Here is an 18,397-nt window from a genome sequence, read left to right as displayed (position 1 = left end):
CCATGCGCCACCTGTCCGCCCTGCTGGGCCTGCTCCTGTGCGCCGCCTGTGTGGGGCCCGAGGACACTCCGTCGAACGTGAAGGACCTGCGCGTGCTCGCGATGCGGTTGGATCCGCCCGAGCTGCTCGCCGACACGTGCTCCACCGATCCCGCCGTGCTCGCCGACACGCTGGTGCGCCCGGTGCGGCTCACCGCGCTCATCCCGGACCCGGCCGGCGAGGGCCGCGAGCTGGACTACACCCTGTGGGCCTGCGCCTCGCAGGACGATGACACCTGCCGCGAGGACCGCGTGGAGCTGGCGCGCGGGGTGACGAAGGGCGGCGAGCTGGTGGTGGACCTGTTCCCGGGGCCGGGCACGTCTCGGCTGGGGGACGGCACCTTCCTGGTGCAGCGGGTGCTCGAGAAGGACCTCTACAACGGCCTGGGCGGCGTGCGGATGCCGCTGGTGCTGTGGGTGCGCGGCGGGAGCGAGCAGGTCTACGCGCAGAAGCTGATGGTGTACGGCTGCCGCTTCTTCCCGGAGATGCAGCCCAACGTGCAGCCGGAGCTGCCGGACCTGTTGCTGGAGGGCGAGCCGTGGGTTGCGGGCGTGCCGCGCGAGCTGTCCGGCCCGGGGCCCTTCGAGATGAACGTGCCGGATCTCACCGGCCGGGAGGAGGCGTACGTGGTGCCCTCCTTCGAGCTGAAGCCGTTGAACCTCCAGGAGGCGTGGGAGGTGGCGTGGCACACCACGCTGGGGAGCTTCTCGCCCAACCAGACGGGCGGGGCGGACTTCGGTGGCGGCGTGGCGCGGCACCGGGTGGAGTGGACGCCTGCGCGCAACGCGCAGGCCCAGGAGGTGCGCTTCTGGATGGTGGCGCGTGACGGGCGCGGCGGCATGTCCTGGGTGGAGCGCACGGTGAAGTACACGCCGTGAGCCGTGGTTCGTTCTACCGCCGCCGGGCGGCCCACCCCGTACCGGCGTGGCGCAGGGCCTCGGCATGGGAGGCTCCGGGCGGGGCGAGCGCGGACACCTCGACCACCTCGTCGAAGGGCCCACCGTCCGTGCCGGGCGCGACGGCTCCCGCGAACATCACAGTGTATTTGCCGAGTGCCCGTGCCTCCCTCGCCAGCGAGCCGGGACCCTTTCCGAGCGCCGTCTGCCGGTCGAAGCGGCCCTCTCCCGTGAGCACGGCCTGCGCGGCGGCGAGCCGCTCGGACAACCGGAGCGTCCGCGCCACCAGCTCGTACCCGGAGACGATCTTCCCTCCGGCCAGGGCCAGCAGCCCGTAACCGAAACCTCCCGCCGCCCCCGCGCCCGGCGTGCCAGCGAGTCCGGGGGCGACGACCTCGGCGAGCCGGGCCAGGGCCGACTCCAGCTCGGCGACCGCGGCCTCGTCCGCGCCCTTCTGCGGGCCGAAGAGGTGCGAGGCTCCGTCTGGCCCGAGCAGCGGCGCGGTGACATCCGTGGCCACCAGCAGCTCCACCGCCGCGAGCCGCGGGTGACGTCCGCTCGTGTCCACCCGGGCGAGCCGCTTCAACGCGGCCCCACCCGGAGGCAGGGGCGCCCCCTGTGCATCAAGGAACCGGAACCCGAGCGCCGTGAGTGCCCCCGTGCCCCCATCATTGGTGGCGCTGCCTCCGAGCCCGAGGATGAGCCGCTCACAACCCCGCTCCAGCGCCGCGCGCATCAGCTCGCCGGTGCCTTCGGTGGAGGCACGCCGGGGGTCTCGCTCACCGGGCGCGAGCAGGGACAGCCCGGAGGCCGCGGCCATCTCGATGACCGCCGTGCGCCCCGAGTCCAGCAGCCCATAGGTGGCTCGCACGGGAGCGCCGAGCGGCCCCGGGACGGTGCTCGTCACCCGTTCGCCACCCAGGCCCGCGAGCAGCGCGTCCACCGTGCCCGGCCCGCCGTCCGCGAGCGGCGCCACGTCCAGCTCCACGCCGGGCGCGCCCTGGCGCAATCCCTCGGCCAGGGCGGTGGCGGCCTCGGCGGCCGTGAGGGTTCCCTTGAACTCCTGCGGCGCGACGAGCCAGCGGGTCACGGCGTGGGTTCCGCCATGCGCTCCCCGGACTCGGCACTGCGCCACGGCATGGGGCTCATGATTCCTCCTCGCGGATGGCCTCCGCGTGCCACTCGAGAATGGGACGGGGTCCGGTCAACGATGGCAGCAGGCGCTGCGAGACGCGCTCCAGCCGCACCAGCAGGGCGGTCACCGTGTCCGCTGGCTGACGGGCGGGGCCCCGGATGCGCTCGCAGAAGAAGGTGCGGCAGCCGAACGGGCGCTCCGCGTACACGGTGCAGCGCTTGCCCGCGGCGTCCAGGTAGGGACAGCCGCCGTCCTCCCTCGGGGGCGGCAGCGGATGGTGGCGGGCCAGCATCAGCCACTCGGGGTACCACAGCCAGGGCTGCCGCTTCGTCGTGGAGAGCTGGCAGCACTCGCCGCTCGCCGGGCACGAGAAGGGCGCGTACGCCGCATCCGCTTGCCGGTAGATGGCGCGCAGCTCCTGCAGGGCCCGCGCCTCCTCGCGCGAGCCCGTGGCCGTGGGGGCCTCGTCCGTGTCGTCTTCCCAGTCGGTGTGTCGCATGACCTCGCGACGGGGATCATCCCACCGGGAGGGGCCGGCTCACAACACGCGCAGGACGAAGCACTTCAGGTAGCGCGTCTCGCGCAGGCTGAGCAGCACCGGGTGGTCCTTGCCCGCCCCGCGCTTCTCGATGATCTGCACCCGCCGCTTCGCGTCCGCCGCCGCCGAGGCGAGCATGTCCTCGAAGCCCTGCTCGTCGATGTGGTACGTGCAGCTGGCGGAGATGAGGTAGCCGCCCGGCCGCAGCAGCTGCATGGCGCGCAGGTTGATCTCCTTGTACCCGCGCAGGGCGCCCTCGATGGCGTCCTTGTTCTTCGCGAAGGAGGGCGGGTCCAGGACGATGGTGTCGAAGCGCCGGCCCTCGTCCACGGCGTCGCGGAGGAAGTCGAAGGCGTTGGCCACCACCACGTCCACGTTGGGCAGCTTGTTGGCGGCGGCGTTCTCGCGCAGCTGGGCGGCGGCCTGCTCGGAGATCTCCACGGCGGTGACCTTCTCGGCCCGGGTGGCGAGCTGGAGCGCGAAGCCCCCCACGTACGAGAAGCAGTCGAGCGCCTCGCCGAAGGCGTACTGCGAGGCCATGACGTGGTTCTCGCGCTGGTCCAGGAACGAGCCCGTCTTCTGGCCCTCGAGCAGGTCCGCGCGCACGCGCACCAGGCCCTCGTCATAGGGCACGGGCCCGGGCTGGGTGCCGTACAGCACGCCCTTCTCCTGGGGCAGGCCCTCCAGCGCGCGCACGCCCACGTCCGAGCGGTTGACGATGGCGCGCGGCTTGAACAGCTCCACGAGCAGGTCGGTGAGGAGCTGCTTGCGCTGCTCGGTGCCGGCGATGAGGAACTGCACGCTCAGATAGTCGCCGTAGCGGTCCACCACGAGGCCGGGGATCAAGTCGGCCTCACCGTGTATCACGCGGTAGGTGTTCTCCCCGGGCAGGGCGCGACGGCGCATCGCGTCAGCCTGGGCCAGGCGCTGGCGGAAGAAGTCGGTGTCCACCGGCACGTCCTCGTAGGAGAGCCAGCGCAGCGAAATCTTGGAGTGCTTCGAATAGAAGGCCTTGCCGAGGAACCAGCCGCGGGCGTCGACGACGCGCACCACCTCACCGCCCTGGAGGGCGGGGTCGCCGTTGAGGTCGGCGCGGTAGATCCACGGGTGGCCGGCCTGCCAGCGCTCGACCCCCCGGCGGACGAGCGAGACCTGGGGGAGACCGTCCTGGCCGATGTCCGGAGTGGTCCGGTCCTGGGCGGGCTTCTCCGGGCGCTGCGGGGGACGCTTGTTGCGGCCGGGGGGGCCACCGGGGCGGCGATCGTGACGGGGTCCTGGGGTTGGCTTGGGCATGGCTGGTGCGGCGTATACTCCAAACAGCGTGAGATACGACCTGCTCCTTCAATCCATGGTCCCGGGGACGCCTTTCGACAGCGCCCGGGTGGAGGCCCTCCTGGAAGCCCGGGGGGCGAAGGCCCGGCCGAGCGGTGGGCGGACCTGGCTGCTAGAACACGGCTCGGTGGAGGTGCACCCGCTGCGCGAGGGGGGCCAGTGGGTGGCCACCGAGGTGCGCATCCCGCTGGAGCACCGGACCGAGCTCATCCGCGAGGTGGTCTCCAAGGGGGCGGAGCTGGCGCGGGAGGCCGAGGTCCGGCTCTTCGATCCGCAGCTGGGACGCGAGCTCGGCGCCCACGACGAGGGCCTGGTGGCGGACCAGTACGAGCGGACGGCGCGCTACGCGGGGGAGATGCTGGGGTTGGCCTCGGCCATGCCCATCGACACGTCCACGGACGAGGGCTTCCAGCCGACGACGAAGTTCGTGCTCGGGGCGTTGGCCTTCTTCACGCTGCTGTACCTGGTGGTCAGCTGGATGAATGAGCAGCTCGGCGGCTGAAAAAGGCTGGATTTCGCGGCGGCGCTGACGCATGGCTGCGGCATGTTCCGCTCCTGGTCCGTCCGCATCTCGTTGTTGGCGGTGTTGCTGCTCGTCCTCGGGCCGTTGCTGGCCCTGGTGGGGCTCGTGCCTGGGATGAAGGCGCTGCTGCTGTTCGCGAGCGCGGCGCCGGTGGGCCTGGTGGGCATCGTGGCGGGGATCGTCTCCGCGGTGAGGGGGAGGGTGGCACCGGGGATGACGGCGGTGGCGCTCGGGACGCTGGCGCTGGTGTCGGTGCTGACGCCGGCCTTCGCGGGGGGAGGCAAGCCGCCCATCAACGACATCAGCACGGACCTCCAGGACGTGCCCGTCTTCACGCACGCGGGGACGCTGCCGGAGAACGCGGGGAGGAACCTGGAGTACCCCGAGGACTTCAAGGGCGTGGTGCGGGCGTATTACCCGGACCTGAAGTCGCTGAAGCAGGCCGAGCCGCCGGACGTGGTGTTCGCGCGAGCGGTGGAGCTGGCGCGGGCGCAGCCGGGGTGGACGGTGACGCACGTGGACGCCCAGGGACGCACGCTGGAGGGCTTCGCCGAGACGCGGCTGTTCCGTTTCCGGGACGACTTCGTGGTGCGGGTGCGGCCGGAGGAGGGAGGGGGCTCGCGGGTGGACATGCGCTCGAAGTCGAGGGTGGGGCGGGGCGACCTGGGAGCCAACGCCGCGCGCATCCATGCGTTCCTCCAGGCGCTGGCGGCCTCCGGGCGTTAGGCTGGGCAGGTGTTCAAGTACCTTCTCCTGGCGTTCACGGTCGTTCCCTTCATCGAGCTGTACCTGCTGCTGGCCATTGGCCGCGAGGTGGGCTTCTGGCCCACGGTAGGCGGGGTGCTGCTCACGGGGGTGGTGGGGGCCTGGCTGGCCAAGAAGGAGGGCTTGCGTGTGCTCCGCCGCTGGCAGGAGTCGCTCGCGCAGGGCCGCATGCCGGAGGAGGGCCTGGTCGGCGGAGTGCTGGTGCTGGTGGGTGGGGTGCTGCTGGTGTCGCCGGGGGTGCTCACCGACGTGGTGGGGCTCTTCCTGCTGTTCCCGCCGACGCGCCGGCTCGTGGCCGCGGTGGTACGCCGGAGACTCGAGCGCCGCATGGCGGAAGGCACGCTGCGCGTCACGACCTTCCAGTCGGAATCCTTCCCGGGAGCAAATCCCTTCGAGCCTCGAGTCTCACAGCCCCGGATCGACCGGAGACCGGGAGCTGAAACGGACGCGGAGTTCACCGAGGAGTGAATTTCCCCTCAGAGGACGCGCTGGTACTCGCGGACCCAGAACTTCATGACGCCCTCGCAGATGTCCTCGAGCCGCTGGCACTCGAGCTCGCGGGGCTTGTCCATCTCGAGATTCGCATCCAGCAGCAGCTCCTTCCGAGCGTTCCACAGCTGGAGCCGGACATGGGTGGCATCCGTGCGGGTGGCGCTGGCGTACAGCCGCAGGCGCTTGCCGCGGTGCTCGAAATCCAGCAGGAGCGGCTCCGGCTTGGAGGGCGAGAGGGAGTAGACGCCGGTGACCGCGGGAAGCTGGAGCAACAGCTGCACGGGGGGTTGGTGCTCGAGGGGAGCCTCCAGCGCGAGCGAGTGCTGGCCGGTGATGCGCACGGCCAGGAAGTCCAGGGTCTGGGGGTGCTGCTCGGAGACGGGGGTGACGGTGAGCAGCTTCCGCGAGCCCTCGATGCGAGCGATGACGGCCTCCCGGGTGCGGATGTCGCCGGAGCAGCGCTTCTCGCCGGCGCAGTCGACGGAGATGCGCCAGTCGGCGCGGGCATCGGGACAGTCCTTGGGGACCTCGAGCTGGGCCTGGGCCTTGGGAGGGAGGATGAGGCTCTGGGTGCTCGGGGAGCGGCAGACGAAGTCCACGTCCACGGCGAGCGCGGTCACCTGGACGGGAGGGGTCGCTGAGAGCAGCAGGGCGAGCACGGAGAGGGCGGCGAGCATGGCTCCGATCTATCCCACCCGGGGAGGCGCCACCATGCGCCAGCAGCGGTGGATCTCCTGGCGCTGGAAGTCCTCGGGGATGGAGCCGGGGGTGAGCTCCTCCACTCCCTCGTAGCCGCGGACGGCGGAGTCCTTCAGCTCGAAGCCCAGGAAGTTGGTGGAGAAGTAGAGGACGCCGCCGGGGTTGAGCAGCTCGCGGATGCCCTCCAGCAGGCGCACGTGGTCGCGCTGCACGTTGAACGAGCCCTGCATCTTCTTCGAGGTGGAGAATGAGGGCGGATCACACACCACCAGATCGAAGGTCTGCTCGGGGTCCTGGCGCTGGTCCTGCACCCAGGCCATGGCATCGGCGCGCAGCAGGGTGTGGCGCGGAGCCGACAGCCCGTTGAGCGCGAGGTTCTCCTCGGCCCAGTCCAGGTAGGTGTTGGACAAATCCACACTCAGGGTGCGCGAGGCTCCGCCCGCGGCGGCGTACACGGTGAAGGCGCCGGTGTAGCAGAAGAGGTTGAGGAAGCTCTTCCCCTTGGCCTCGTCGCGCACGCGGGCGCGCGTGAGCCGGTGGTCCATGAAGAGGCCGGTGTCGAGGTAGTCGCCGAGGTTCACCCAGAACTTCAGCCCCTGCTCCTCCACCACGAGGCGCTCGGTGCCCTCGCCGACCCGGCCGTACTGCGAGCGGCCCCAGGGCTGGGGCAGGTGCGTCTTCACGTGGACGCGCTCGGGGGGCACCTCGAGCACCGCCGTCACGGCGGCGAGCACCTCGGCCCGCTGCTCCTCCAGGCTCTTGAGGGCCCGGCGGCGGGGGTACTCCACCAGGTGCACATGGTCCGCGTAGAGGTCCACCGCGTAGGTGTACTCGGGGACGTCCCGGTCGTACACGCGGAAGGCGGTGAGCCCGCGGGCCTTGGCCCACTTGCGGAAGTGCTTCACGTTCTTGCGCAGGCGGTTCTCGAACATCCCCACCGCCGTTCCGCTGCCCTGCGTCATGACTGCCTGTCCTCTCCGGTACGACCGCGGCCCTCTCTTCTCCGAGTCCCCGCCGGGGAGCAAGTCTTCCGGACGGGCGGACGGGCCCGGGCCGACATTCCCGGGGGGAAGGGGAGTGTGATAGGCCCCCGGCCATGCGCTTCGACACCCTCGCGATTCATGCCGGCCAGGAGCCGGATCCCACGACGGGCGCCATCATGACGCCGGTCTACCTGACCTCCACCTACGTCCAGGCGGGCCCCGGGGAGCACAAGGGCTTCGAGTACAGCCGGACCCAGAACCCCACCCGCAACGCGCTCCAGGACTGTCTGGCGGCGCTCGAGGGGGCGAAGCATGGCCTCGCGTTCGCCTCGGGTCTGGCGGGCTCGGACATGTTGATGCACATGCTGGAGTCCGGGGACCACGTGGTGGTGTCCGACGACGTGTACGGCGGCACCTTCCGCATCTTCGACAAGGTCTTCCGCCGCCACGGGCTGAGCTTCTCGTGGGTGGACCTGTCCAACCCGGACAACTTCGAGAAGGCCATCACCCCGAAGACGAAGATGGTGTGGGTGGAGTCGCCCACCAACCCGATGCTCAAGCTGATCGATCTGGCGCGCATCGCGGAGACGGCGAAGAAGCGGAACATCCTGTCGGTGTGCGACAACACGTTCATGACGCCGTACTTCCAGCGTCCGATGGACCTGGGGTTCGACGTGGTGACGCACTCGACGACGAAGTACATCAACGGCCACAGCGACGTGGTGGGTGGCTTCGTGTGCACCAGCAACGACGAGCTGGCGCAGAAGATGTACTTCCTGCAGAACGCGGTGGGCGGCGTGCCGGGCCCGATGGACTGCTTCCTGGTGCTGCGCGGCGTGAAGACGCTGGGCGTGCGCATGGAGCGCCACGCGCAGAACGCGCTGAAGGTGGCGCAGTTCCTGGCCACGCACCCGAAGGTGCAGAAGGTGACCTACCCGGGCCTGGAGAGCCATCCCCAGCACGCGCTGGCGCGCAAGCAGATGAAGGGCTTCGGCGGGATGATGACCTTCGACATCAAGGGCGGGCTGGAGGCGGCGCGCAAGTTCCTCAAGACGGTGAAGATCTTCGCGTGCGCCGAGTCGCTCGGTGGCGTGGAGTCGCTCATCGAGCACCCGGCGATCATGACGCACGCGTCGGTGCCCAAGGAGACGCGCGAGCTGCTGGGCATCTCGGACGGGCTCATCCGGCTGTCGGTGGGCATCGAGGACGCGCAGGACCTGGTGGATGACCTGAAGCAGGCGCTCGACGTGGCCTGAGCCGGGTTCGAATCCGGGAGCCCTTTGTGTTCCAAGCGTGGAGGTTCCTTCCGAAGTGACCTCTGTAGTACGAAGGGGTCCCCTTCCAAATACCGAACCTTCCCGCCTGACCGCGAGCCGCTGAGTGGCCGGTCCAGGAACGTCTTCATGCACCCCGCTCGAAACCGGACGCCCCTCTTCTCCGCCCTCGCCCTCGTGTCTTTCCTGGGGGGCGCGGCCTGCGACAAGCCATCCGAAGCGCCTCCTCCGTCCGCCGCGCCTCCGGCCGTGGAGGTGGGCACTGTCACGGTGCAACCCTCGAGCATTCCGGTGCTCGATGAATTGCCGGGGCGAATCGCTCCGACGCGGAGCGCCGAGGTGCGTCCGCGCGTGTCCGGCATCATCGTCGAGCGCGTCTTCCGGCAGGGAGGCAGCGTGAAGGCGGGGGATGTGCTCTTCAAGCTCGACGCATCCATGTACGAGGTCGAGCGTGCCAGCGCGAAGGCCGTGTTGGCGAAGGCCGAGGTGACGGCCGCGGAGGCGCTCCAGCAGGCGGAGCGGGGCGAGAAGCTGCTGGCCAACGGTGTCGTCACCCAGGAGCAGCACGAGACGCTCCAGGCGGCCCTCCGGCGTGCCGAGGCCGATGTGGCGGCGGCCAAGGCGGCGGTGCGCCGCGCGGAGCTCCACCTGGAGTACTCGACGATCCGCGCGCCCATCGCGGGACGGATCGGCCGGGCGCTGGTGACGGAAGGCGCGCTCGTGAGCGCGGGAGATCCCACGGCGCTCGCGCTCATCCAGCAGTTGGATCCGGTCTACGTGGACTTCACCCAGCCGGCGATGGAGCTGCGCCGCCTGCGCCAGGCCGTCAAGGACGGGCGCATCCAGGGCAGCACGCCCGAGCAGGCGAACGTCCAGCTGGTCCTCGACGATGGCTCCCTCTATGAGAAGCCGGGGCGGCTGCTCTTCTCGGACGTGGCGGTGGACCCTGGCAGCGGCCAGGTGACGCTGCGCGGTGAGTTCCCCAATCCGGAGGGCGAGCTCCTTCCTGGCATGTACGTGCGGGGACGCGTCGAGCAGGGCACCCAGGGCGAGGCGCTCGTGGTGCCCCAGCAGGCCATCCAGCGCGACACCTCGGGCAAGTCCCAGGTCTTCGTGGTCGCGGGCAACGGCACCGCCGAGGTGCGTCCGGTGCGCGTCTCGCGCGTCTACCAGGAGCAGGCGGTGGTCCAGGAAGGCCTGAAGGCGGGAGATCAGGTCATCGTCGAGGGCTTCCAGAAGTTCGGCGCGGGCTCGCCGGTCAAGCCCGTGGCCTGGAGCGTGCCTGGCGCCGGCCTCCACCCCACCCAGCCTCGATAGGGCCCACCGCCATGCCTCGTTTCTTCATCGACAGGCCCATCTTCGCCTGGGTCATCGCGCTGTTCATCATCATGGCGGGCGTGCTCGCCATCCCCAACCTGCCGGTGTCGCAGTACCCCACCGTGGCGCCGCCGCAGCTCACCATCTCCACCTACTATCCGGGTGCGTCGCCCGAGGACCTCTACCAGAGCGTCACGCGCATCATCGAGGAGGAGCTCAACGGCACGAAGTCGTTGCTCTACTTCGAGTCGACCAGTGAGGCGACGGGCGCGGTCACCATCACCGCGACCTTCGAGCCGGGGACGGATCCCGCCCTGGCCGCCGTGGAGCTCCAGAACCGGGTCAAACGGGTCGAGCCCCGGTTGCCGCTCGTCGTGACGCAGCAGGGCCTGCAGATCGAGGAAGCGGGCAGTGGCTTCCTCATGCTGGTGACGTTGCGCTCCACGGACGGCGCCATCGACGAGCTCGGCCTGGGGGATTACGTCTCGCGCAACGTGGTCAATGAGTTGCGGCGCATCCCGGGCGTGGGCCGGGCGCAGCCCTTCTCCTTCGAGCGCGCCATGCGCATCTGGGTGGATCCCCTCCGGCTGCGGGGCGTGGGCCTCACCACCCAGGACGTGATGAACGCCATTCGCGCGCAGAACGCCCAGGTCGCGGCGGGCTCGCTCGGCGCTCCCCCCGGACCGGCGACCCAGAAGGTCGCGGCGACCGTGCTGGTGAGGGGCCAGTTGACCTCGCCGGAGGAGTTCGGCGCCATCGTGCTTCGCGCGAACACGGATGGCTCCTCCGTGCGCCTGCGGGACGTGGCCCGTGTGGAGCTGGGCGGGCAGAGCTATACCCTCTCCTCCCGGCTCAATGGCCAGCCGAGCGCGGCCATCGGCATCCAGTTGTCTCCCACGGGCAATGCCCTCGAGACCTCGACGGCGATCCGCGCGAAGATGGAGGAGCTGTCCCGGTTCTTCCCACCGGGCATCGCCTACGACATTCCCTATGACACGGCCCCGTTCGTGGGCGTGTCCATCCAGAAGGTCCTCCAGACGCTCGCCGAGGCGGTGCTGCTGGTCTTCCTGGTGATGTTCCTGTTCCTCCAGAACATCCGCTACACGCTCATTCCCACGCTCGTCGTTCCCATCGCCCTGCTCGGCACCTGCGCGGTGCTGTTCGCCATGGGCTTCTCCATCAACGTGCTCACCATGTTCGCCATGGTGCTCGCGATCGGCATCCTCGTGGATGACGCCATCGTGGTGATCGAGAACGTGGAGCGCATCATGAGCGAGGAGGGCCTGTCTCCGCGCGAGGCCACGCAGAAGGCCATGAAGCAGATCACCGGCGCCGTCATCGGCATCACGCTGGTGCTCAGCGCCGTCTTCGTGCCCATGGGCTTCTTCCCCGGCTCCGTCGGCGTCATCTACAAGCAGTTCTCGCTGACCATGGTGGTGTCCATCCTGTTCTCGGCGCTGCTCGCCCTGTCGCTGACGCCGGCGCTCTGCGCGAGCTTCCTGAAGCCCGTCACCCGGGGGCACGTGCACGCGAGCACGGGGTTCTTCGGCTGGTTCAACCGCGGCTTCGAGCGCACGTCCCAGGCCTACCGTGGGTTCGTGGGCCGCACCCTGCATCGCGCCGGCCGGTTCATGGTCGTCTACGCCGCGGTGTTCGCGGCCCTCGGCTGGCTGTTCGTCCAGCTCCCCTCGTCCTTCATTCCGAGCGAGGACAAGGGCTTCATCATCCTCGGGGTGCAGGGGCCCGCGGAGGCCACGGTCAACCGGACGCTGGACGCGGTGGTCCAGATGGAGAAGACGCTGCTGGCGGAGCCGGGCGTGGAGCGGGTCGTGGCCATCCTGGGATTCAGCTTCTACGGCCAGGGACAGAACGCGGCCTTGAGCTTCGCGACGCTGAAGCCCTGGTCGGAGCGAGGAGCGAAGGACAGCGCCGGTGCCATCGCCGCGCGGGTGAACGGGGCGCTCTCGGCGGTGCGGGATGCCTTCATCTTCGCGTTCGCGCCTCCCCCCATCGAGGGACTGGGAACCACGGGGGGCTTCGCCTTCCGGCTGGAAGACCGGGCGGGTCTGGGGCATGAGGCGCTCACCGCCGCGAGGAATCAACTGGTGGCGGCCGCCGCCCAGAGCCCCATCCTCTCCGGCGTGGCGTTCGAGGGGCTGGAGAGCTCGCCGCAGGTGGAGCTGCGCATCGATCGCGAGAAGGCCAGTGCGCTCGGAATCACGTTCGCGGAGATCAACGAGACCCTGTCCACCAACCTGGGCTCGGCCTACTCCAATGACTTTCCCAACGCGGGCCGGATGCAGCGGGTGATCATCCAGGCGGAGGGGAGCCGGCGCATGCAGACGGAGGATCTCCTCGCGCTCGACGTGCGCAACCGCGAGGGGAGCCTGGTGCCACTCTCCGCCTTCGCCACGGTGGACTGGCGGATGGGGCCCTCGCAGGTCATCGGCTACAACGGCTACCCCTCGGCCCGCATCGGCGGCAACGCGGCGCCCGGCCGTTCGAGCGGTGAAGCCCTCCAGGAGATGGAGCGCCTGGCGAGCCAGCTCCCGCGCGGGTTCGGTTACGACTGGACGGGGCAATCCCTGCAGGAGATCCAGTCGGGCTCGCAGGCGCCGTTCCTGATCGCCCTGTCCATGTTGTTCGTGTTCCTGTGCCTGGCCGCCCTCTACGAGAGCTGGTCCATTCCCCTGGCCGTGTTGCTCGTCGTTCCCCTGGGAGTGCTCGGGTCGGTGCTGGCCGTCATGCTCCGGGGCATGGACAACGATGTGTATTTCAAGGTGGGACTCATCACGATCATCGGCCTGTCGGCGAAGAACGCCATCCTGATCATCGAGTTCGCCAAGGAGCTGCGGGAGCAGGGCAGGCCGCTGCTGGACGCGGCGATCGAGGCCGCGCAGCTGCGCTTCCGTCCCATCCTCATGACGTCGCTGGCCTTCACGCTGGGCGTGGTTCCGCTCGCCATCGCGACCGGGCCCGGCGCCGCCAGCCAGCGAGCCATTGGCACGGGAGTGCTCGGGGGAATGCTGTCCGCCACGGTGCTCGCGGTGATCTTCGTGCCGGTCTTCTACGTCTTCATCATGAAGCTGCTCAGCCCGAGGCCCGTGGCCACCGGAGAGGTGCGTCTCCCCGAAGCCACGAATTGAACGGGGGCGCATCACTTCGCCCAATGTCCCCTCTCCCCCCGGGAGAGGGACGGGGTGAGGGTATCGGAAGTACCCGGGTTCGAATCCCGGCCGAGGGCCTCGCGCTTCGTGTCATCCCCGGCCCAAATCCCCCTGGCGTTCGCCAGGGAGGTTGGCTCGCCGCCCGGCCAGGATCAGCAGTCCAGCGCCGAGCATGAGGGCCACGTCCGCCACGTTGAAGATGCCCGTGCGCAGGGAGCCGATGCCGAGGTTCATGAAGTCCACGACGCGTCCGTCGTTCACCAGACGGTCGAACCAGTTGCTCAGTCCACCTCCGACGATCAGGGCGAGCGCCGCGGACTGGAGCGGTCCGAGCCGGCGGCTCATCACGAGGTAGACCAGCGTACCGAGGAGGAGCACGCCCACCGTCGCGATGAACAGCCAGAATCGCAGGGAGTGAGAAAGATTGCCGCCGAGGCTCAGGAAGGCGCCGGGATTCTCGGCGAAGGTGAGCCGCAGGAGCCCGCCCAGGAAGCTCCGGGTGGATTCGTCTCGGAGCTGCGAGATGGCCAGTTGCTTGGTGGCCTGATCGCAGCCCACCGTCCCCGCGAGGACCAGCGACACGAGCGTGAGTCGATACCGACGAGCCGATGGATTCATCCCCCGAGGATGCCAGACGCGCCCCCTCCCATCCAGGCGGTGGGCTCGAGTCATCGAACTGCTCACAGTTCCGCCGCTGGGGGGATGGGGTTGAATGGCATGCGGAGGGCCTGGCGGCGTTCGAGCTTCCTCCCTGGGCGGGCCTCCCCATCACAACTCCGTGCAACTCCTTCCACCTCCCACAGGGGGGGTCATGCTGCAGAAAGGAGAGGAGGCACGGCGATGAGCAAGGATGGCTCCTGGCCGGACGGGCATGGAAGCCCTCCCACGAGCGGAGATGGGTCCCTTCTCGAGGAAGCCGGGTGCACGGACTCATTCCTCGTGGAGCTGCTCGCGCCCGCGCCGCCGCCACCGCTGATGCCGGTTCCCGGGGACAGGCTGGGAGGCCTGGATGGCCGCCGGTACGTCATCCTCACGTGGATGGGGGGAGGGGGGATGGGCCAGGTGTTCCGCGCCCGGGACGAGCTGCTACACCGGGAGGTGGCGCTCAAGTTCCTCCTGGCCGGGGCGGGGGTCGAGCAGGAGGTGCTGCGGGAGGCTCGCGCGGTCGCCCGGCTGGACCACGAGAACATCATCCGGATCTTCGATGTCACCGAATGGGCCAGAGGCCCCGGGGAGCCACGCCGCCCCTTCCTGGTGATGGAGTGCCTGGAGGGCGAATCACTCGCCACGCTGCTGAGGCGGGGGCCCGTGGACGTCGGGCGCGCGCTGGAGCTCCTGGACGGCATCACCGCGGGCCTGGCGCACGCGCATGAGCGCCACCTCATCCACCGTGACCTCAAGCCCCGGAATGTCTTCCTCACCCGGCAGGGGGTGGTGAAGCTGCTGGACTTCGGGCTGTCGCACCTCGCGCCGGCCAGCCTCGAGCGCGGGCCAGGGTTGGACATCTCTGGAACGCCCGCCTACATGGCACCGGAGCAGTGGCGGGGCGAGCCCCAGGATGCGCGCACCGATGTGTGGGCGGCCGGGGTGGTGCTCCACGAGCTGCTCACCGGCAGGCTGCCCTTCCCGGGCACCACCGTGGCCGAGCTGCGGGCCTGGGTGCCCTCCCCGGAGCCCGTTCCTCCGGTGCGCGCGCGCCGGCCGGAGGTGCCTCGAGAGGTGGAGGCGCTGGGTGAGCTGGAAGCGGCCTTCCAGGAGACCTGCGCGGAAACCATCGAGCAGCACGGAGGCACCATGGCCCTGTCCATGGGCGGCTCGGTGCTGGCGTGGTTCGGCTGTCCTCGGGCCCGAGAGGACGACTCGGAGCGTGCGGTGCGCGTGGGGCTCCAGCTCACCCGGACGTTGCGCGACACCCTCCCGCGCAAGCTGCCGCAGCTGTCCCTCTCCGGGCTGTCCGTGAGGGCGGGCATCCACACCGGCCAGATGGCGGTGGGCCTGCGTTCGCCGGAATCGCGGGCAGGTGGGCCGGTGGTTCAGGGCGACGCCCCGAAGGTGGCCGTGTGTCTCGCCAGACAGGCCCGGGCCGGTGAAGTGGTCATCGGCGACACGGTCTACAAGCGGGTGCGCACCGCCTTCGAGACCGAGCCGCTCGGGTCCCGTACCTTCGAGGGGTTGTCGGGGAGCGTCCACATGCACGTCCACCGCGTGGGCCGCGAGAGGAAGGTGGGCTCGCGCTTCGAGCGGACGCGCGTGGCCGGGCGTCTCTCGCCGCTGGTGGGACGGGAGCGGGCGCTGGGGCGGTTGCTGGACTACTGGGCGCGGGCCCGGCGCGGGCAGGGGGCCTTCTTCCTGCTGAGCGGCGAGGCGGGCATCGGCAAGTCCCGCCTCATCCAGGAGCTGTGCGAGCGGGTGTCCCGGGAGCCGGTCCGCCTGCTGCGGGTGCAGTGCTGGTTCCGCGCCAGCATCCGCGTCCTCCACCCCATGGTCGAGCTGCTCCAGGAGGTGGCTCACTTCAGCCCGGAGGAGTCTCCGTCCCGGCGCCTGGAGACACTGCGGGCCCGGCTACGGGGCGAGGGCCTGAGGGAGCTGCGGTCCATGGGCGAGCGCTTCTTCGAGGCGGAGCTGCTCCGCCTGCGGGGAGAGCTGCTGCGAGCGCAGGGGAAGCACCGTCAGGCGAGGATTTCCCTCATGCGCGCCATCGTCGTCGCCGCGAAGCAGGGGGCGGGCCTCTTCGAGTTGCGCGCGGTGATGAGTCTGGGCCGCCTGCTGGGGGAGCTGGGACAACCGGAAGACGGGCCTGCCCTTGCGTGCCTGGGCGCGGAGGCCCTTCGTGTGTGACGCGGGCTTTCTGCCGGGGGCAAGCTCTAGTCAGTCCCCCAGCGGCCCGGTCCGAGGCCTCTCAGGCCGGGCCCGAGGGGGTGACGGAATGCGCGGGCGTCTGCGCCCAGTGCTCCTCGGCGGTCCGCTCGCGGCCGGGGACCGGCTCCACCAACGAGATGGCCACTCCCATCCGTTCCATGTCCCGGAGCATCCGCTCCGGCTCGGCCACGTGCGCTTGCAGCCAGAGCCCCGGCCGGCGGGCGGTGCCGTCCAGGTATTGCAGCAGGCACGCCACCACGGGAATGGCCGTGAGCTCGTAGGCATCGGCATGGGAGAGCGTGAGCTCGAGGTGCCGCGCCGTGCCCCGTACGAGGCCGTCCGCCTCCAACTTGAGCAGCGTGCCATAGGGGGGCCTGGAGAAGCGGCACAGCCCCCAATGCATCAGCCTGGCCATGGGGCGGAGCGCACGCCGCGGCCACACGCGCATCGCCAGCCATGCCAGCGGGAAGACCACCCAGTCCACGAACCAGTTCAAGCCGCCGACGTAGAAACCGACCCGCCGCAGGCCCGGGTACAGCTCGGGCAGCGAGCGCATCTCCTCCAGGAACATGGGCACGCAGTACTGGCGGCCGAATACCGGGCCGAAGTCCATGGTGCGCGGCGTCCACATGGCCGTCCAGCGTGCCGGCCGCCAGGTGCCCTTCTGGAACTCCAGTATCTGGGAACCCGCCAGCCCCACGAGCTCCTCGATGGCGGTCGCGCCGATATCCAGCCGGGCCCATTCGACCCGGATGACGCTGCCCACCTCCGCCCGCGTGAGGTGCTCGAAGCGCGAGCCGGCGTAGCGCACGAGGACGGCGGGCAGGCCGGGATGGAAGCCGCCATCGGTGATGAAGCAGCGGCCCGCCCGGCGGATGTCTTCCTCCAGGGCGCTCAAGGCGCCGAGCTTGGCCGTCGAGACCTGCACGTCCAGGTAGTCCGTCCCCGTGTCGAGCGCGGCCCGGGCCACCTGCCCGGCGTATGCCGGCGTGCTGGAGGCCACGACGGCCAGACGGCAGCCCTCCATGGCCTGACGCAGGCTGGAGGGATCCGCCGCATCGGCTCTCACGGCGGAGACGCGCTCGCTTCCATGCTTGGAAGCAAGCGCCCGGGCCATGGCCTCGGCCCTGGCCAGGTCGCGGCCGGCGAGCACCACATGGCAATCCGTCTCCTTCAGCAGCAGCCGCGCGATGGACTGGCCCGTGTTGCCATAGCCCCCCAGGATGAGAAGGGTGTCTGTCTTCATGATGGCCTCCCCGCCACTCCCTACGATTGGAGACTCCGCGGGTGTCTGGCAATGGGAAGGCCGAACGGGATGGGCATGCGATGGAAGGGCTGGCCGGATCTCCTCCACGCCAGGCAACCCAGGAAGCAGTACCCCGGCCGGAGCCACCGCTCCCCGGCACCCAGGGGCTCGCGGGTCTTGTGGGCGCGGGCCTCGGCGTTGTGCTCCATCCGATCGAGCGCGGAGGCCAGCGGTTCCACCGCTGGCGGGGATGGGGTTGAATGGCATGCGTGGCCCCCGCACGCCCCAGCCAGAAGGAGGATGAGGAGGACCTGGCGGCGTTCGAGCTTCCGTTCTTCCAGCGCCTCGCCGTGCAGCTGTGGGCGATGGTGCTCGGGCTCATCACCCGGCTGACGGACGCGGTGTTGCTGGTGGGGCGTCCCGCGCTGGTGCGGCCCTATGTGGGCCTGTGGCTTTCCGAGCGGTTGCGCTCGCCCTACCGGGCCCGGCGTTCCTTCGAGGTGGTGCTCGCGCTGCGGGCCACGGGCCAGCGCATGCGCGAGCTCATCTACGGGGAGACGCCCCTCATGTCGGCCCTCTGGGTGTTCCGGCGCGCGGGCGTGGGCCCGGGCAGCCGACTGGTGGACCTGGGGGCGGGGAGGGGGAGGGTGCTGCTCGCGGCGCGGTGGCTCGGGGCGGAGGCGAGGGGCGTGGAGTTGCTGGCCGAGCATGTGACGCGCATGGCGCACTGGCTGGCGCCCGCCGGCATCACGCTGGAGCAGGGGGACGCGGCCCAGGCGGACGTGTCGGAGGCCACCCACGTCTTCACCAACTGGCTGGCGCTCACCCCGGAGACGAAGGCCCGGCTGGTGGCGCGCTTGCGCACCTGTGCGCCCGGCACGCGCGTGCTCACGGTGCTGCACCCCATCGAGGCGGAGGACTTCGTGCGCCTGTCGAGCCACCGGGTCCTCTTCACCTGGGGCCTCGAGCGCGTGTGGATTCACGAGTACCGGCCCTAGTGGACTGTCCGACAAGTTTTTCAACATAGTCAGGACAGGTGCCGGTCCACCCACGAGTGCATCTTGGCGCGAGTCCAGGACCAGGTGAAGGGGTGGGCGTAGAGGCGGTTGTACTCGGGCCAGCTGGCGTCGAG

The 18,397-nt window shown here is 70.2% G+C and carries 16 protein-coding genes; 9 read left to right on the top strand and 7 right to left on the bottom strand.

Features of this window, described 5'->3' with window-relative positions; translation table 11 throughout:
* The first annotated feature begins 2 nt into the window (after positions 1-2).
* On the top strand, positions 3-917 hold the full coding sequence (locus VFZ09_RS18740) for a hypothetical protein (RefSeq protein WP_329728968.1): 915 nt from the start codon (positions 3-5) through the stop codon (positions 915-917).
* A 13-nt stretch (positions 918-930) separates the two neighbouring features.
* On the opposite strand, the gene VFZ09_RS18735 is transcribed toward VFZ09_RS18740, so the two are convergent.
* Genes VFZ09_RS18735 through VFZ09_RS18725 form a run of 3 tightly spaced genes read right to left on the bottom strand, consistent with a single transcriptional unit; the run spans position 931 to position 3,901 of the window.
* Positions 931-2,025 (bottom strand): glycerate kinase, encoded by a 1,095-nt coding sequence (locus VFZ09_RS18735; protein WP_329728967.1) that lies wholly within the window; start codon positions 2,023-2,025, stop codon positions 931-933.
* Positions 2,026-2,080: 55 nt separating this feature from the next.
* Complete coding sequence (locus tag VFZ09_RS18730) at positions 2,081-2,569, bottom strand: YkgJ family cysteine cluster protein (protein ID WP_329728966.1); 489 nt, start codon at positions 2,567-2,569, stop codon at positions 2,081-2,083.
* A 39-nt stretch (positions 2,570-2,608) separates the two neighbouring features.
* Entirely contained in the window at positions 2,609-3,901 is a 1,293-nt protein-coding gene (locus VFZ09_RS18725) for a class I SAM-dependent rRNA methyltransferase (RefSeq protein WP_329728965.1), read from the bottom strand.
* Positions 3,902-3,929: 28 nt separating this feature from the next.
* Between VFZ09_RS18725 and VFZ09_RS18720 the strand changes: the two genes are divergently transcribed.
* Genes VFZ09_RS18720 through VFZ09_RS18710 form a run of 3 tightly spaced genes read left to right on the top strand, consistent with a single transcriptional unit; the run spans position 3,930 to position 5,696 of the window.
* Complete coding sequence (locus VFZ09_RS18720; RefSeq protein ID WP_329728964.1) at positions 3,930-4,442, top strand: hypothetical protein; 513 nt, start codon at positions 3,930-3,932, stop codon at positions 4,440-4,442.
* A gap of 42 nt (positions 4,443-4,484) precedes the next feature.
* The gene (locus tag VFZ09_RS18715; protein ID WP_329728963.1) at positions 4,485-5,189 is read left to right on the top strand and encodes a DUF1499 domain-containing protein; all 705 of its coding nucleotides are present in this window, start codon (positions 4,485-4,487) and stop codon (positions 5,187-5,189) included.
* A 9-nt stretch (positions 5,190-5,198) separates the two neighbouring features.
* The gene (locus VFZ09_RS18710) at positions 5,199-5,696 is read left to right on the top strand and encodes an FxsA family protein (protein WP_329728962.1); all 498 of its coding nucleotides are present in this window, start codon (positions 5,199-5,201) and stop codon (positions 5,694-5,696) included.
* An 8-nt stretch (positions 5,697-5,704) separates the two neighbouring features.
* Here the strand turns inward: VFZ09_RS18710 and VFZ09_RS18705 are convergent, their stop codons facing one another.
* Positions 5,705-6,397, bottom strand: coding sequence for a hypothetical protein (locus VFZ09_RS18705; RefSeq protein WP_329728961.1), 693 nt, complete (start codon positions 6,395-6,397; stop codon positions 5,705-5,707).
* 9 nt (positions 6,398-6,406) lie between these two features.
* A complete protein-coding gene (locus VFZ09_RS18700; protein ID WP_329728960.1) occupies positions 6,407-7,381 on the bottom strand; it encodes a class I SAM-dependent methyltransferase in 975 nt (324 codons plus the stop codon).
* Between the two features lie 134 nt (positions 7,382-7,515).
* Here VFZ09_RS18700 and VFZ09_RS18695 point away from each other — a divergent pair, with 134 nt between their 5' ends.
* The 3 genes from VFZ09_RS18695 (at position 7,516) to VFZ09_RS18685 (ending at position 13,139) form a co-directional block, all read left to right on the top strand.
* Entirely contained in the window at positions 7,516-8,658 is a 1,143-nt protein-coding gene (locus tag VFZ09_RS18695) for a cystathionine gamma-synthase (RefSeq protein WP_329728959.1), read from the top strand.
* Positions 8,659-8,805: 147 nt separating this feature from the next.
* A complete protein-coding gene (locus VFZ09_RS18690; RefSeq protein ID WP_329728958.1) occupies positions 8,806-9,993 on the top strand; it encodes an efflux RND transporter periplasmic adaptor subunit in 1,188 nt (395 codons plus the stop codon).
* Between the two features lie 11 nt (positions 9,994-10,004).
* On the top strand, positions 10,005-13,139 hold the full coding sequence (locus tag VFZ09_RS18685) for an efflux RND transporter permease subunit (protein ID WP_329728957.1): 3,135 nt from the start codon (positions 10,005-10,007) through the stop codon (positions 13,137-13,139).
* 111 nt (positions 13,140-13,250) lie between these two features.
* On the opposite strand, the gene lspA is transcribed toward VFZ09_RS18685, so the two are convergent.
* On the bottom strand, positions 13,251-13,742 hold the full coding sequence (gene lspA / locus VFZ09_RS18680) for a signal peptidase II (RefSeq protein ID WP_329728956.1): 492 nt from the start codon (positions 13,740-13,742) through the stop codon (positions 13,251-13,253).
* A gap of 258 nt (positions 13,743-14,000) precedes the next feature.
* Here lspA and VFZ09_RS18675 point away from each other — a divergent pair, with 258 nt between their 5' ends.
* Positions 14,001-15,998 carry a serine/threonine-protein kinase gene (locus VFZ09_RS18675; protein WP_329728955.1) on the top strand — a complete coding sequence of 666 codons (1,998 nt, stop codon included), beginning with the start codon at positions 14,001-14,003 and terminating at the stop codon, positions 15,996-15,998.
* A gap of 61 nt (positions 15,999-16,059) precedes the next feature.
* Here the strand turns inward: VFZ09_RS18675 and VFZ09_RS18670 are convergent, their stop codons facing one another.
* A complete protein-coding gene (locus tag VFZ09_RS18670) occupies positions 16,060-17,265 on the bottom strand; it encodes a saccharopine dehydrogenase family protein (protein WP_329728954.1) in 1,206 nt (401 codons plus the stop codon).
* A gap of 269 nt (positions 17,266-17,534) precedes the next feature.
* Here VFZ09_RS18670 and VFZ09_RS18665 point away from each other — a divergent pair, with 269 nt between their 5' ends.
* A complete protein-coding gene (locus tag VFZ09_RS18665) occupies positions 17,535-18,263 on the top strand; it encodes a class I SAM-dependent methyltransferase (protein WP_414640717.1) in 729 nt (242 codons plus the stop codon).
* Positions 18,264-18,397 lie beyond the last annotated feature (134 nt).

Origin of the sequence: Archangium sp. (assembly GCF_036277355.1) — a bacterium.
In the GTDB taxonomy this organism is placed as follows: Bacteria; Myxococcota; Myxococcia; order Myxococcales; family Myxococcaceae; genus Archangium.
The sequence above is the reverse complement of the archived record's forward strand: the minus strand, read 5'-3'. Positions and strand labels throughout refer to the sequence as shown.

Coding starts and splice junctions, on each gene's coding strand:
- VFZ09_RS18740 (WP_329728968.1), top strand. CDS start 3: ATGCGCCACCTGTCCGCCCTGCTGGGCCTGCTCCTGTGCGCCGCCTGT.
- VFZ09_RS18685 (WP_329728957.1), top strand. CDS start 10,005: ATGCCTCGTTTCTTCATCGACAGGCCCATCTTCGCCTGGGTCATCGCG.
- VFZ09_RS18715 (WP_329728963.1), top strand. CDS start 4,485: ATGTTCCGCTCCTGGTCCGTCCGCATCTCGTTGTTGGCGGTGTTGCTG.
- VFZ09_RS18690 (WP_329728958.1), top strand. CDS start 8,806: ATGCACCCCGCTCGAAACCGGACGCCCCTCTTCTCCGCCCTCGCCCTC.
- VFZ09_RS18675 (WP_329728955.1), top strand. CDS start 14,001: ATGAGCAAGGATGGCTCCTGGCCGGACGGGCATGGAAGCCCTCCCACG.
- VFZ09_RS18705 (WP_329728961.1), bottom strand. CDS start 6,397: ATGCTCGCCGCCCTCTCCGTGCTCGCCCTGCTGCTCTCAGCGACCCCT.
- VFZ09_RS18730 (WP_329728966.1), bottom strand. CDS start 2,569: ATGCGACACACCGACTGGGAAGACGACACGGACGAGGCCCCCACGGCC.
- VFZ09_RS18670 (WP_329728954.1), bottom strand. CDS start 17,265: ATGAAGACAGACACCCTTCTCATCCTGGGGGGCTATGGCAACACGGGC.
- VFZ09_RS18700 (WP_329728960.1), bottom strand. CDS start 7,381: ATGACGCAGGGCAGCGGAACGGCGGTGGGGATGTTCGAGAACCGCCTG.
- VFZ09_RS18695 (WP_329728959.1), top strand. CDS start 7,516: ATGCGCTTCGACACCCTCGCGATTCATGCCGGCCAGGAGCCGGATCCC.
- VFZ09_RS18725 (WP_329728965.1), bottom strand. CDS start 3,901: ATGCCCAAGCCAACCCCAGGACCCCGTCACGATCGCCGCCCCGGTGGC.